Annotated in this window: 13 protein-coding genes; 7 read left to right on the top strand and 6 right to left on the bottom strand. The window is 67.4% G+C overall.

Features of this window, described 5'->3' with window-relative positions; genetic code table 11:
• Window positions 1-8 precede the first annotated feature (8 nt).
• Window positions 9-365, bottom strand: coding sequence for a hypothetical protein (locus KPL74_21775; protein ID QWT20358.1), 357 nt, complete (start codon window positions 363-365; stop codon window positions 9-11).
• Window positions 366-499: 134 nt separating this feature from the next.
• On the opposite strand from KPL74_21775, the gene KPL74_21770 reads away from it, so the two are divergent.
• On the top strand, window positions 500-1,012 hold the full coding sequence (locus KPL74_21770; GenBank protein ID QWT20357.1) for an RDD family protein: 513 nt from the start codon (window positions 500-502) through the stop codon (window positions 1,010-1,012).
• Here KPL74_21770 and KPL74_21765 read toward each other — a convergent pair.
• Both KPL74_21765 and KPL74_21760 read right to left on the bottom strand, forming a co-directional pair.
• Window positions 1,005-3,017, bottom strand: a complete 2,013-nt coding sequence (locus tag KPL74_21765) for a hypothetical protein (GenBank protein QWT20356.1) — start codon at window positions 3,015-3,017, stop codon at window positions 1,005-1,007. The genes KPL74_21770 and KPL74_21765 overlap by 8 nt on opposite strands.
• A gap of 48 nt (window positions 3,018-3,065) precedes the next feature.
• Window positions 3,066-4,076, bottom strand: coding sequence for a hypothetical protein (locus KPL74_21760; protein QWT20355.1), 1,011 nt, complete (start codon window positions 4,074-4,076; stop codon window positions 3,066-3,068).
• Between the two features lie 190 nt (window positions 4,077-4,266).
• On the opposite strand from KPL74_21760, the gene KPL74_21755 reads away from it, so the two are divergent.
• A complete protein-coding gene (locus KPL74_21755) occupies window positions 4,267-6,306 on the top strand; it encodes an elongation factor G (protein ID QWT20354.1) in 2,040 nt (679 codons plus the stop codon).
• A 128-nt stretch (window positions 6,307-6,434) separates the two neighbouring features.
• Here the strand turns inward: KPL74_21755 and KPL74_21750 are convergent, their stop codons facing one another.
• A complete protein-coding gene (locus KPL74_21750; protein ID QWT20353.1) occupies window positions 6,435-6,980 on the bottom strand; it encodes a type 1 glutamine amidotransferase in 546 nt (181 codons plus the stop codon).
• Window positions 6,981-7,078: 98 nt separating this feature from the next.
• Window positions 7,079-7,558: an SET domain-containing protein-lysine N-methyltransferase gene (locus KPL74_21745; GenBank protein ID QWT20352.1), complete on the bottom strand. Its 480-nt coding sequence runs from the start codon at window positions 7,556-7,558 to the stop codon at window positions 7,079-7,081.
• Window positions 7,559-7,710: 152 nt separating this feature from the next.
• Between KPL74_21745 and KPL74_21740 the strand changes: the two genes are divergently transcribed.
• The 3 genes from KPL74_21740 to KPL74_21730 all read left to right on the top strand — a co-directional run bounded on the left by KPL74_21740 (window position 7,711) and on the right by KPL74_21730 (window position 10,778).
• Complete coding sequence (locus KPL74_21740; protein QWT20351.1) at window positions 7,711-8,202, top strand: hypothetical protein; 492 nt, start codon at window positions 7,711-7,713, stop codon at window positions 8,200-8,202.
• A 36-nt stretch (window positions 8,203-8,238) separates the two neighbouring features.
• Window positions 8,239-10,017 carry an acyl-CoA dehydrogenase C-terminal domain-containing protein gene (locus KPL74_21735; protein ID QWT20350.1) on the top strand — a complete coding sequence of 593 codons (1,779 nt, stop codon included), beginning with the start codon at window positions 8,239-8,241 and terminating at the stop codon, window positions 10,015-10,017.
• A gap of 284 nt (window positions 10,018-10,301) precedes the next feature.
• Window positions 10,302-10,778 (top strand): GNAT family N-acetyltransferase, encoded by a 477-nt coding sequence (locus KPL74_21730; protein ID QWT20349.1) that lies wholly within the window; start codon window positions 10,302-10,304, stop codon window positions 10,776-10,778.
• Window positions 10,779-10,847: 69 nt separating this feature from the next.
• Here the strand turns inward: KPL74_21730 and KPL74_21725 are convergent, their stop codons facing one another.
• Window positions 10,848-11,609 (bottom strand): SapC family protein, encoded by a 762-nt coding sequence (locus KPL74_21725; protein ID QWT20348.1) that lies wholly within the window; start codon window positions 11,607-11,609, stop codon window positions 10,848-10,850.
• A 263-nt stretch (window positions 11,610-11,872) separates the two neighbouring features.
• On the opposite strand from KPL74_21725, the gene KPL74_21720 reads away from it, so the two are divergent.
• Entirely contained in the window at window positions 11,873-12,481 is a 609-nt protein-coding gene (locus KPL74_21720; GenBank protein ID QWT20347.1) for an HNH endonuclease, read from the top strand.
• A 66-nt stretch (window positions 12,482-12,547) separates the two neighbouring features.
• Window positions 12,548-14,443: a 1-deoxy-D-xylulose-5-phosphate synthase gene (gene dxs, locus KPL74_21715; protein QWT20346.1), complete on the top strand. Its 1,896-nt coding sequence runs from the start codon at window positions 12,548-12,550 to the stop codon at window positions 14,441-14,443.
• Window positions 14,444-14,463: the final 20 nt, after the last annotated feature.

The raw sequence follows: 14,463 nt of genomic DNA, 5'->3' as shown, positions 1-14,463 counted from the left end.
TGCCGCACTCAAAGGCGCTCGATGCTGCTCTTGTACGCCGCAACGATGTAGGCGATCTGGTATTCCGTGCCGTCCTTCAACGCGGCGCGTTCGGCGTCGGGCAACTTGAGCCGACGTGCGGCGAGCGCGACCTGCTGCATCGCTTCCGCGATCGCATCGGCGGATTGCTGCACGATGTCGAGTGACCCGCCGAGCCGGATCGACGCCCGGTGGGCGGCAATCGCAGGGGACGCATCGAACGTCTTGTCGGCCTCGTCGCGAAGCTTCTGGAACTCCACCGGCGACAGCACCTTGTCCGCGCTGACACCCTGCCAGGTCTTCTGCAATTCGCCCCGCAGGGCTTTCACATCCAGTTCCAGCGCCATGGCTGTCCTCCCTTGCCGGCGTATCGCCGGCGCAGGCAAAGCGTAGGCCGGGCGCCCGCGACCGTCACGGCAAATCGCCACGCATTTACCGGCGCGCCGAAGCCAACGCGTTGTCCTGCCTTTGGAAAGGCATAATGAGCGACCTGACCAAGCGCATGAGCACGATGCCCCCGACCGCACCTGCCTGGCGCCGCTTCGCGGCAATCGTTTACGACGTGCTGGCCGTGGTGGCCATCGTGATGGTGGTGGGCCTGCTCGCGCAGATGGCCACGGGCGGACATATCACCGATGCGCAGGGGCATGTCGTCGCATGGTGGTACCAGCCCATGCAGGCACTGGTGATCGGCGCCTATTACCTGTTCTCGTGGATGCGTGGCGGACAGACGCTGGGCATGCGGCCCTGGCGCATCCGCGTCGTCTCGGCCGACGGAGGGCCGGTCGGCTTTGCCCGTGGCCTGGTTCGCCTGCTCGTCGCCGCCCTGCCCTTGCTGCTGTTGCTGCTCTACACCGTGAGCTCGTTGCGGGTGGCGCTGTGGGCGCCGCTGGCCGGGTGGGCGGTAATCCTGCTGCCGGCGTTGTTCGACGCGCGCCGGCGTGGCCTGCACGACATGGCGGCCGGCACCGAGATCCGGCCGCTCGCTACTTGAACTGATCGCTCGCCTTGAACTGATCGCTCGCCGGCACCCACGAGCCGCTGGCCTGCGGGGCAGCCTGCACGTTGATCTTGATCGTCGCCTCGCAGCCCGGCGGCGGCGGGCCGCCCGCCACGCGAGCGGTGGCGCAGAACGCGGTGTTGTCGATCGGCTGGCCCACGGCGGCGACGGTGGAGGCATTCGCCGGCGGCAGGTTATCGGCGAGCGGCTTCGAGGCCATCGTCTGGTTTTTCACCAGCTTGTCCGGCTCGGACGGCTTCGGCGGCGGATCGCCACCGCAGCCCAGGGTGAACAGCGAGATCGCCTGCTTCATGGTGCCGCCCGCGCCGCCGGGACCGGCGACGCAGTTGATCCGCACGCCGCGCGGCAACGGGATGGTGAACTTCACCGTCGTCGCTTCGACGCCGTGGCGGATCGCGGTGTCCACCGAGCTTTCGCCCTTCGGTGTCCACGCGCCATCGAAACGCGTGGCCTTGTAGTCGATGTGCACGTGCGCGCCATTTTGCGGCGTGATGTTGCCACGCGGTTTCAGTTCGACGTAGGCACCGACCTGCCCGGCCTTGTCGCCGTGGCCGCCCGCGACGCCATCGCTGCGCTGCGAGGTGCCGTTCGCCCCGGTCACCCGCTCGCCTTCGTCGGCGCCCTTCGCCGCGCCGGGCTTGCCGCTGTCGGCGCTGGCACCGGGCGTGTTCGTTCCTGCGCTGGCGGCGCTGGTGTCGCCCGCGGCGGACGGCGCGCCCGGCGCGCCCGGGCTGGGCGATGCGCTGTGGTCGCTGGCGGCCTTGCCCTGTTCGTTCTGTGCCTGCGCGGTCGATTCACCCGCGGCGATGTCGCCGGGCGCCTGGCCCGGCGGCGCGGGAGAGGTGTCTTCGCCCGCGACCGGGCGTTGCAGGTCGGCCGGGGAAACCGTCGGCGCCTGCACGGCGGGACGCGCGACGTCGGCCACCGGTGCGGACACGCTGGGTTTTGCCGTCGCGTCGGGCAACGGCACGGCGTCGAGGTCCGACTCGGCGGCGACGGCCGGCGCCTGCACCGGCTGCACGGCGACCTTCGGCGGCACCGGTCGCGGGATGTCGGGCGTGACCTGCGGGGCCGGCGGCGCAGACGGTTCCTGGGCGATCGCCGGAAGCGGCGTGTCCTGCGGTGTCGGCGGCGCGGAGGATTCCTGCACCTCGGGCCGTGGCACGCTGGCCAGGGTCATCGAGGTGGTCGGCACCGGCGTGGTCTTGTCCGCGGTGATCTGCGGCGGAACGGGAGTTACAGCGGGTTGCGAGGCGGGGATCGGCGGCAACGACAGCGACGCCGGTGGCGGCATCGGCGTGGTGCCTTCGACCTGGGCCTTGCGCACCGGCTCCGGCTGGAAACGCGGTGGCGTGACCTGCGGCTTCGGCACCTCGACGGCGAGGTCGGGCGGTGCCGGGGTCGGCAACGGGACCTTTTCCAGTTCCGGCTGGCGGGGCGGTGCCGTCGGCTGGACCAGCGGCTTGTCGGCCACCGCCTGCTTGCTCGGCGGCGGCGCGGTGATCTTCACGTCCGGCTTGACCTGCGGCATCGGCGCCGCCGGCACCGCGATCGCGGGAAGCGCCTTGTTCGCCGAGGCCACGGCCGCGGCGTGCGACCCGCGCGAGGCCCGGCTGGCCACGGACTTGCTCGTGGCGTGCCTGGCCTTCGCCACGGGCGCCTTCGACGGCGTGCCGCGCACCGGAGGCACTGGCGCGGGCGGCTTGTCGATCAGGCGCACCTGCAAGGCGTCGGGGTTGTCTTCGTCGGGCGGCGACGGCAGCACGTCGTACGCCGGGCCGAGGATCACCCCGAACACGAACAGCAAGTGGATGATGATCGTGCCGACCCAGGCGGCCACGCGGCGCATGCTGTCGCGCGGCACCTGCCGCAGCTGGCGGCGATAGACGAGCGCGCGCATGGCCGCCTCGCGTGGCGAGACGGGCAGCGAGGGTTCGGCGATCGGCGGATCGCCGTCGGGTGGCAGGTGGGATGGCATCGGGCGCTAGTGTCCATGCTGCACGCGCGGCGCACAATCGCCGCTGTGTTATTTACCGGTACGTCGCTGCTGCTCGGCTTTTTCCAGCTCGATCGCCTTCAAGGGCACGTCGCTGGGGCAACCCTGCGGCATCGGCTTGTCGGCACGGAACGCGGCGATGCAAACCGCTTCGGGCGGCGACGGCACCACGTCGGGGCCATCCGCCAGCGGTTTGGACGGCGCCATGTTGAGGCGGCCGTCGGCCGACTTCGGCGGCGGCTTCGACGGATCCGCACCGGAACACCCGACCGGAAGCACGAACAGCACCGTGGCGCAGTTGATCCGCTGGCCACCGATGTTCACTTCCTTCTTCAGCGAGGTGTTTTCGATCACCTTGCGCACGCCCGACTGCACGATGGTCTCGTTCGGCGGCACCCAGTCGCCTTCGAAGCGGGTTTCCTTATAGGTCACCGTGGTCTTGTGCGACATCACGCCGGCGTCGTCGGTCGGCTTGCGCGAGACGAAGCTGGCCTGGGTCGGCGGCGCCTGCCCGCTCGGCGTGCCCATGTTGATGCTGCCGTCCTTGCCGTACAGGCTCGGCGCGGGCGCCGGAGTCGCCGGCGCCGCGTTTTCGGCAGGCGTGTCGGTCTTCGCGGGCTCTTTCGGCTTCGGCGGCCTGGGCGGCTCCGGCCGGGTCGCCTCAGGGGAACGCACCTTCGGCGGCGGCTCGCTGACCGGGGGCGGCGGGGGCACGTTCGCCCTGGGAGGCGGTGGCGGGGCCGGCTCGATGAAGCGCACTTCGAGCACGTCGGCCTTGTCGTCCGGCCTGGCGAAGCCGGACATGGGCCGCGTCTGCATCTCGTACTGGACCAGCAGCACCAGCAGGATATGCAGGACCAGCGTGACGGCGATCGCCAGCGTGACCAGTACGCGGTTGCGCGGCGGCGGCCGGCGGCCGATGGCGCGCAGGGCCACGATGGTGGCCGGGTCGATCGGATGCAGCCCATGGCGCTGCGTCGCCGCCGGCAGGAGCCGGTGCGGTTCGACATGCGGCGGTGGCGCCTTGCCTGGGTATTGCACGCGAGCGACGGTCCCCTTCAAGGCCGGTAGGTGAAGCACTACAGCTTAACGTCGGCCTGCTGACCACGCCCTAAGCCTGAGGCCTACAGACCGCGTCGGCGAAAGAAGATTCCCCTGCCCCTTGATTCCGTCCCCCAATCGGAGAAGGCTTGCAGGACGGGGGACCACCATCCTTAGGGAGGGTCGCATCGTGTCGCCATCCACGGAACGCATCCGCAGCCTGTCACTCGCCGGCCACGCCGGGGCCGGCAAGACCACGTTGTTCGAAGCCATGCTCCACGCCGGCGGCGTGCTCAACAGCATGGGCAGCGTCGAAAAGGGCAGTACCGTCTCGGACACCGATCCCCTGGAGCGATCCCGGGGCCATTCCATCGATGCCGCCATCGCCTCGATCGAGCGCAACGGCTACCGCATCCACCTCGTCGACACCCCCGGCTACGCGGATTTCCGCGGGCCCGCCCTGGCGGCCCTCGCCGCCACCGACACCGTGGCCATCGTGGTGAACGCGGCCAACGGCATCGAACACGGCACGCGCAGCATGATGGCCCACGCGAAGGAGCGCGGGCTGGCACGCCTGCTCATCGTCAATCGGATCGATGCCGAAGGCGTCGACCTCGCCGCCCTCGTGGACGAGTTGCGCGCGGAGTTCGGCCCGGAGTGCCTGCCGGTGAACCTGCCGGCCGCGCAGGGCCAAGCCGTGCGCGATGCGTATTTCCAGAACGGCGGCGACAGCGATTTCTCCTCGCCCGGCGAAGCGCACCAGCAGCTGATCGACCAGGTGGTGGAGATCGACGACAGCGTGATGGAGCACTACCTCGACAAGGGCGAGGCATCGCTGACCACGGCCGAACTGCATGACGCCCTGGAGCACTGCCTGCGCGACGGACACCTGGTGCCGATCGTGTTCACCAGTGCGCGCGACGGCGTCGGCGTCAACGAACTGCTCGAGCTGATCGAACGCATCCTGCCCTGCCCCAACGAAGTCAATCCACCGCCGTTCCACGACGACAGCGGCACGCGCTTCGCGATCGCCGCCGATGCGGCGAAACACGTGGTGGCCGACGTCTTCAAGATCGTCAATGACCCGTTCGTCGGCAAGCTGGGCGTGTTCCGGGTATGGCAGGGCACCGTGCGCAAGGATTCGCAGTTGCTGGTCGACGACGGGCGCAAGCCGTTCAAGGTCGCGCACCTGTTCCGGCTGAAGGGCAAGGACCACGTGGAGATCGACGAGGCCTTGCCGGGCGACATCGTCGCGGTGGCCAAGGTCGACGAGATCCATTTCGACGCCGTGTTGCACGACGCCGCCGATGAATCGCGCATCCACCTGCAGCCGTGTCCGTTTCCGTCGCCGATGTTCGGCCTGGCCGTGGAACCGGCGCACAAGGGCCAGGAGCAGAAGCTGTCGCAGGCGCTCGCACGGCTTGCCGAGGAAGACCCCTGCTTCATCGTCGAACACCATGCCGAGGTGAACCAGACCGTCATCCGCGGTCTCTCCGACCTGCACCTGAAGCTGATGCTGGAACGGATGAAGTCACGCTACGACGTCGAGGTGGTGACCCAGGCACCGCGCATCGCATATCGCGAAACCATCGGTGGCTCGTCCGAAGGACACCATCGGCACAAGAAACAGACCGGTGGCGCGGGTCAGTTCGGCGAAGTGTTCCTGCGCGTGGAACCGCTGGATCGTGGCGCGGGATTCGTCTTCGCGGATGAAACCAAGGGCGGCGTGATCCCGAACCAGTTCATGCCGGCGATCGAGAAGGGCATCCGCCAGGCGATGGACGGCGGTGCCGTCGCCGGCTACCCGATGCAGGACGTGCGCGTCGTGGTCTACGACGGCAAGCACCATCCGGTGGACTCGAAGGAGGTGGCGTTCATCAGCGCGGGCCGCAAGGCGTTCCTCGACGCGGTATCGCGAGCGCGGCCGCTGGTGCTGGAACCGGTGGTCGACCTCGAGGTATCGATCCCGGACCACTCGGTAGGCGACGTGACCGGTGGGCTGGCCTCGCGACGTGCGCAGATCATGGGCACGGATTCACTGCGCGGCGGCGAGACCCTGATCAAGGCCCGCGTGCCCCTGGCCGAGCTGGCGGATTTCCCGACGCAGCTGAAGGCGGTCACCGGCGGCCAGGGCCGCTACGCAATGGACTTCAGCCACTACGACACCGTGCCGCCCGGCGTGCAACGCAAGCTGGTCGAGATGTGGAAGCCCAAAGCCGAAGAAGACTAACCCCCTAGCCCAACCCCAACCCCCAATGTAGGAGCGCGCCTGCGCGCGAAAGCCCACGAAGCGATGCGCCCAAACCACCCGCCACATCGCTTCGTTTCTTCCTCTTCCAACCCTCCTCCACGCCCCACTCAGCCAGCCAGCGCCCCAATCAACGCCTCCGTAAACGCCGGAATATCGTCAGGCTTGCGGCTCGTAATCAGGTTCCCGTCCTTCACCACCTGGCTATCCTCCCACTGCGCACCCGCATTCCCCAGGTCAGCCTTGAGCGACGGCCACGAGGTGACCTTTTTGCCCTTGACCAGGCCCGCGTTGATCAGGGTCCACGGACCGTGGCAGATCGCGGCGACGGGCTTGCCGGCGTCGGCGATGGTCTTGACCAGGCCGACCGCCTTGTCGTCCATGCGCAGCTTGTCGGGGTTGATCACGCCACCGGGAAGCACGATGGCGTCGTAGCGACCCGCGTCGGCCTGGTCCAGGGCCACGTCGACGTCGACGGACTGGCCCCAGTCCTTGTTGTCCCAGCCCTTGATCTGCTTCGCGTCGCCCGGCGCGATGACATCCACCGTCGCCCCTGCCTCTTCGAGCAGGCGCTTGGGTTCCATCAGTTCGGACTGTTCGAAACCGTCAGTGGCGAGGACGGCGATGCGGCGGCCTTCGAGTTGCTTGCGGGCCATGGTGGGCTCCTGTCGCGGATAAGGTCCGGACAGGATCGAAGGCGGCGGATCAGCGGGACGTCGCGCAGGTGTCGCCGTCCCGTGTGCAAAGGTGAAGGTCAGGCGGCCTTGCGCTTGGGCTTCAGCATGGTGCCGGTGCACTTGGGCGAGCCGCAGCGGCAGGCCCAGATCTTCTTCAGGCGCGCGGTGTGCGGCATATCCAGGGTGATGCCATAGTCGTAGACCAGCTCTTCACCCGGGGCGATGTCGCGCAAGGCCTCGATCATCACCTTATCTTTCTTCGAATCCTTGCCCGGTTCGTCCTCGAGGATCACGGCCTGGCAGTTCGGATCGCAGCCGTAGTTGATCCAGCGCGCGACGTTGCCGTGGCTGTTGCCGTCGACGATCCACTTGTCGTTCAGCGTGAACAGGAAGGTGTGGCCGGTTTCGCCGCCGTCGCCGTACTTCTTGTCGGCCTGGGCGTGGGTGATCCGGTCGCCCTTGTATTCGATGACATCTTCGCCGGCCTTGATGGGCGCGGTGGCGAAGACGCCGTTGCCGTGGATGGGGGAGCGGCGCGCGACGATGCGTCGTGTCATGGGGTGGATAACCGTCATGGAAGGCAAAAAGGGATGATGCCTGCTTGGGCTGCGCTTGGGAACCGCGTTTCAAACGCCGTCTCGCGCATACAGGGCCCCGGCGCTACCATCGAACGGGTGTTCGAAGCCTCCATGCCTGGGGAATCACCTTGATGCGACGCCTTTCCATCCTTCGCGTGGCCACGCTCGCCGGCCTCGTGCTCATCGCCGGCTGCGGACCCGTGAAGAAAAGCGTGTTCCCGCCATCGGTCTCGCTGTCCGAAGTCAGCGCGAAGCCGGGCGGCACCTGGCATGTGACCCTGCGCGTGCGTAACAACAGCTACACGGGCATGTCGTTTGATCGCTTCCAGGGTACCTTCCAGGTCGGCCAGCTGGGCGGCGTGCTGCTCGATGCGAAGATCGACCAGGACATCCCCTCCTTCGCCGCCGACGTCACCCAGGTCGATCTCCTGCCCACGCCGGAGATGTCGAAGGCGCTCGCCGAACTGGCCGCCAAGGGCAGCACCGGCGCCCTGGCCTACAGCATCGAAGGCCGCGTGACGGCCACGCCCGAGAAAGAAACCAAGCCCGACACGTACCCCGTGCACGGCAAGAGCTGGCTGTCGCCGGTGCCCGGCATCCCGGACACCTACCGCTCGCCCTGACCCCTCCTTACCCAGCCGTTTTCGCCAGGATTCCCGATGACGATCTACAAAGCCCCGCTCAATGACATGCGTTTCGCGCTCTACGACGTGCTCGGCGCCGAAGCCGTGCTGGCCCGCCTCGAAGGCGGCGAAGCGCATAACCGCGAATTGCTGGACGCCGTGCTCGACGAAGCCGCGCGTTTCAACGAGCAGGTGCTCGCCCCGCTGAATGCCTCCGGCGATGCCGAGGGCTGCCACTACGACAAGGCGACCGCCTCGGTCACCACGCCGAAGGGCTTCAAGGAAGCCTATCGCCAGTACGCCGACGGCGGCTGGGCCGGCCTTACCGCGCACGAAAAATTCGGTGGCCAGGCGCTCCCCGCCGTGCTCGGCGCGCTGGTGAAGGAAATGATCGACTCGGCCAACCTGGCCTGGGGCATCTATCCCCTGCTCTCGCACGGCGCGACCGACGCGCTGGAGCACCATGGCGACGAGTGGCAGCAGGACACCTTCCTCAAGCCGCTGGTGGAAGGCCGCTGGACCGGCACCATGTGCCTGACCGAACCGCAGGCCGGCTCCGACCTGGGCCTGCTGAAGACTCGTGCCGAACCGAACGACGACGGCAGCTACCGGGTCACCGGCACGAAGATCTTCATCAGCGCCGGCGAGCACGATTTCGCCGAGAACATCATCCACCTCGTGCTCGCCCGCCTGCCGGACGCGCCGGCCGGTAGCCGCGGCATCTCGATGCTGGTGGTGCCGAAGTTCAAGGTGAATGCGGACGGCTCGCTGGGCGAGCGCAATGCCGCCGCGGCCGGCGCCATCGAGCACAAGATGGGCATCAAGGGCTCGGCCACCTGCGTGATGAATTTCGACGAGGCGCAGGGCTGGCTGATCGGCCCCGCGCACAAGGGCCTGGTGGCAATGTTCACCATGATGAATGCGGCGCGCCTCGCCGTCGGCATCCAGGGCCTGGCGGTATCCGAGCGTGCCCTGCAGAACAGCCTGAACTACGCCCGCGAGCGCCTGCAGATGCGTGCGCTGTCCGGCCCGAAGTTGCCGGAAAAGCCGGCCGATCCGCTCACCGTCCATCCCGACGTGCGCAGGATGCTGCTCACCCAGCGCGCCTTCGTCGAGGGCGGTCGCGTGCTGGCCGCCTACGCGGCGCTGCAGAGCGACATCGAATCGCGCGATGCCGATCCGCAGGCGCGCAAGCAGGCGGGTGAACTGCTTTCGTTCCTGATCCCGATCGCCAAGGGCCTGCTGACCGAAGCGGCCCAGGAATGCACCAAGGAAGCGCTGCAGATCTTCGGCGGCCACGGTTTCATCGCCGAACATGGCATGGAGCAGTTCGTCCGCGATGCCCGCATCATCACCCTGTACGAAGGCACCACGCAGATCCAGGCGCTGGACCTGCTCGGCCGCAAGATCGTCCAGCTGCAGGGTGCGGGCCTGAAGCATTTCCTCGGCGAGATCTCGGCGTTCTGCCACGCCAACGCGGCGAACGAGACGGTGAAGGCCTATGTCGGCCCGCTGGCCGTAGCAGCGAAGGCCTGGGGCGACCTGACCATCGAGATCGCCGGCAAGGCCCAGGCCAACCCCGAAGAACTCGGCGCGGCCGCGGTCGATTATTTGTATTACTCCGGCTACATCACCCTGGCCTATTGCCTGGCCCGCAGCGTGCTGGCCGCCGAGGGCACGACCCTGCTCAACGCCGAGGGCAAGCAGGCCAAGCGCGACACGGCCAACTTCTACTTCGCCCGCATCCTGCCGCGCATCCACCTGCACAAGGCGGCGATCGACGCCGGCGTCGAGACCCTGCCCGAGCTGCTGTAGGAGCGCGCCTGCGCGCGACCGGACCATGGCATCCAGATCGGGGAAATGGGCCTGGTCGCCATGGATGGCAAGGGCAATGGCCATGGATGGCAAGGGCAATGGCCATGGATGGCCAGGCTATCGCCATGGATGGTCGGGCCATTTCGGCCTATCGCGCCTCTATCGCACCCCTATCGCGCGCAGGCGCGCTCCTACATAGGGGCATGCGTGCTTTACGCGTTGGGCTGCCGGGTGTAGAACGGGACCAGCCCGGACACCCAACGCCAACGACGGTTCCCGACACGATGAGCGACCCAGCGTTCCTGATTCGTCTCGCCGAGAGCGACGACGATGACTTTATCCTCGGCCTTGTCCACCGGTTCATCCACTTCCCGCTGCCGAACGGCCGGACGAAGAGCGACTGCCTCAAGGGCATCGAGACGGACCTGGTCAGGCACCTCGACGAGCAACCGTCCAACAGCTACATCTTCATCGCCGAGAACGACGATGGCGACGCGGTGGGTTTCATCCACCTGCAGAAGACCAAGGATTTCTTCACCCAGCGCGACAACTGCCATATCTCGGATATCGCGGTCGACGAGCGCTACGAGGGCTCCGGCGTCGGCAAGGCCATGCTCGACCACGCCTACGTCTGGGCCAAGGAGCATCGCTGCCAGTTCGTCACGCTGGCGGTGTTCCCCGGGAACGAGCGCGCACGCGACCTGTACATGAAGCACGGGTTCGATACGGACCTGGTGCGGATGGCCCGACCGGTCCGCTGAAGCGGACCGGGTGGCACGAAAAAGGCCGCCCGAAGGCGGCCTTTTTCGTTATCCAGCGTGACGCCGCGATCAGGCGTTGAGCTTGGCGCCGTCGTCCTTCGTCTCACGCGTGTCCAGGCGGGCCGCCATGCGATCAATGTTGGCCAGCGACACCAGGTGGGCGTAGATCCAGCCGAACGCGCCTTCGCGGAGGAACTCGCCAGCGACCTTTTCGTCGAGCTTGCGCAGCTTCTCTTCGTTGATCACGAACAGGCCGTTGAGGTTGATCCCGCGGCCTTCCTTCTGCAGGGTGATGGTGCGCGGCTCGAGCAGGTCGTGCTCGCGCAGCTTGCCCATGAACCACTGGGTGCGGGCCACGTGGTCCTGGAACTCGCCCAGGAAGTTCACGGCGTTGGTCAGGGCCGGGGCGTCGGTGCCGTCTTCGTTGAAGAGGCGCTCGCCTTCGGTCTCGTTGAAGCCTTCGTAGGCCTCGTCGAGGAACACGGTGAAATCGTCGCCCTCGGCGCCGACCGGCTTCTCGGCCAGCACGAACGGGTAGCGGCGGACGAAGGCCGGGATGTACATGCCCTGTTCCCAGAAACCGTTCTCGCCGACGAACAGGTTTTCACCCTGGCGCAGGCCGAGGAGGGCCATCGGACCCGCGTCCTCGATGCTGTTGCCAGCGAACAGGATGGGGAAGTCACGCGCGGCCGGGGCGAACTCGACGCCGGTCAGCGGCACGGAGTGTGCCTTGGCGGCGAAATGGATGTTGTTCACCGCCTTCAGGCGAAGGTCACGGTGAGTCGTCCGGTTCAGCGCCACCGGGCGCTCGTAGAAAAGCACTTCTGCCACTGTCATTCCCTCTTGGACCCGCCAGGCCTGGGAAGCCACCCCGGCCCCCCTTCCAAACCCGTCGGTCTCGAATCGAACGCCCACTATATCAGCGGCGCGGAACAGGAAAAGCCCCGCAAGATCCATACCGCGGCGATGCTTTTCTGTCGTAATTATGGGCTATGCTCGGGCGAACGCCCTCGTAAAGGGCGGGGCCACCCCATGGCCCGCACGGAGTTCGGCTTGCTGGAACGCTCTTTCGCGCACGTGAAGGACGAGACTAGATGACGATGGAAGTGCTCCAGGAGGACCTGCCGAAAGTGGCTGCGCTGCACGCCACGCGGGTGCTCTCGCTCGATGCCTCCGGCCGCATCCTCGACTGGATCAGCTGGCAGGACGCGGTTTGCCTCTATGTACGCGGGGTCGTGGCCTGGACCCTGGGCGATCCCTGCGTGACCGTCCGCGGCGGCATCAGCCGCGCCTCAGGCCTGCGCAGCAGCCTGGAACTGCACCCGATCGTGGCCAGCACCGGCCATTGCCGCGAACATGCCATCGATCCGGCGCCCGCCCTCACCAACACCGCCCTGTTCGCCCGCGACCGGCATATCTGCCTGTATTGCGGCCATCAGTACACCCGCCACGAGCTCACCCGCGACCACGTCGTGCCCATCTCCAAGAAGGGCGCGGACGAGTGGGAAAACGTGGTCAGCGCCTGCCTTGCCTGCAACCTGCGCAAGAGCAACCGGACCCCACACCAGGCGAATATGCCGCTTTTGGCCGTGCCCTACCGGCCGAGCTGGGTGGAGCACCTGATCCTGTCCAACCGCAACATCCTGGCCGACCAGATGGAGTTCCTGGTCAGCCACCTGCCCCGGGATCGCCGCCCGGGGTAAGGCTCGCCTTCGTTTTTTCACACGCTGGTCCTTGCCCCGCCCCCTGCTTGGGCGAACAATAGGCGGATGAACGACCTCTCGAACTATCCCTATCTGGCGCAGATCGACTCGCCGGAGGATCTCCGCCGTTTCTCGGCGGACGAACTGCCGGCGATCGCCGACGAGCTGCGCCGCTACCTGATCGAGGCCGTGGCCTCGTCGGGCGGGCATTTCAGCTCGGGCCTGGGCGTGCTGGAGCTCACCGTGGCCCTGCACCACGTGTTCGAGACCCCGAAGGACCGCCTGGTCTGGGACGTCGGCCACCAGTGCTACCCGCACAAGATCCTCACCGGCCGCCGTGACCGGATCACCACGATCAAGAAGAAGGACGGCTTGGCGCCGTTCCCGCGCCGCGACGAAAGCGAGTACGACACCTTCGGCGTCGGCCATTCGTCGACCTCGATCTCGGCCGCGCTGGGCATGGCCATCGCCCTGCAGCGCCGTGGGGACAACCGCAAGGTGGTCGCCGTGATCGGCGATGGCGCGTTCACCGCCGGCATGGCCTTCGAAGCCATGAACCACGGCGGCGACGTCGAGCCGAACATGCTGGTGATCCTCAACGACAACGGCATGTCGATCAGCGAGAACGTCGGCGCCATGACCAAGATGGCGGCGCGCGCGATGTCCAGCCGCACCCTCAATGCGTGGCGCGAGCGGGCCAAGAAGGCCATGCCGCGCGAGTCCTTCTTCGGCCGCTTCTTCAAGCGCTGGGAAGAACACGCCAAGGGCATGTTCGTGCCGTCCACGCTGTTCGAGGAACTCGGTTTCCATTACACCGGGCCGATCGACGGCCACAACATGGGCCAGCTGGTCCAGGCGCTGGAAATGGTCAAGGACCTGCCCGGCCCGCAGCTGCTCCACGTGATGACGACCAAGGGCAAGGGCTACGAACCTGCCGAAAAGGCACAGATCGAATACCACGCCGTGGGTCCGTTCGACCCCATCGCGGGCCTGGTGAAGAAGGGCGTGCCGGCCAAGCCGACCTATACCGACATCTTCAGCGACTGGCTCTGTGACCAGGCCGCTGCCGACGAGCGCCTGCTCGGCATCACCCCGGCGATGCGCGAAGGCTCCGGCCTGGTGCGTTTCTCGAAGGAATACCCGCAGCGCTATTTCGACGTGGCGATCGCCGAGCAGCATGCGGTCACGCTCGCCGCCGGCATGGCCGTGGAGGGCGCGAAGCCGGTGGTGGCGATCTACTCCACCTTCCTGCAGCGTGCCTACGACCAGGCCATCCACGACGTCGCCCTGCAGAACCTCGACGTGACCTACGCGATCGACCGCGCCGGCGTGGTCGGCCCGGACGGCGCGACCCACTGCGGCAGCTTCGACATGTCGTTCCTGCGCGTGCTGCCGAACATGGTGATCATGGCGCCCGCCGACGAGAACGAGTGCCGGATGATGCTGAGCACCGGCTATGCCTATAACGGCCCGGCCGCGATCCGCTATCCGCGCGGCACTGGCCCGGGCGCGAAGATCAGCGAAGGCCTGGAGACGCTGCCGATCGGCAAGGGCGAGATCCGTCGTCGCGGCCACCATGGGCTGGCGATCCTCTCCTTCGGCACCATGCTCGCCCCGGCGGCGATCATCGCCGCGGAAGTCGACGCCACGCTGGCCAACATGCGCTTCGTCAAGCCGCTGGATGAAGAGCTCATCCTCGAGCTCGCGCGCACCCACCAGGCCTTCGTCACCATCGAGGACAACGCCGTCGCCGGTGGCGCCGGCGCAGGCGTCGCCGAGTTCCTCGCGGCGAAGGGCGTCACCCTGCCGATCTACCACCTCGGCCTGCCCGACGAATATCTCGAACACGGCAGCCGCGAAGAAGTGCTGACCATGGCCGGCCTCGACCTGCCGCAGATCCGCAGCGCGATCCGCGGGCGTTTCCCGCAGTTCGTGGCGTCGGCGGTGGCCAGCGCGGGTTAACCCGAACGATCCAACGCGCA

The organism is Bacillus sp. NP157 (assembly GCA_018889975.1).
GTDB lineage: Bacteria > Pseudomonadota > Gammaproteobacteria > Xanthomonadales > Rhodanobacteraceae > Luteibacter.
Note: the sequence above shows the minus strand (reverse complement) of the source record. Positions and strands in the feature narration are given on the sequence as shown.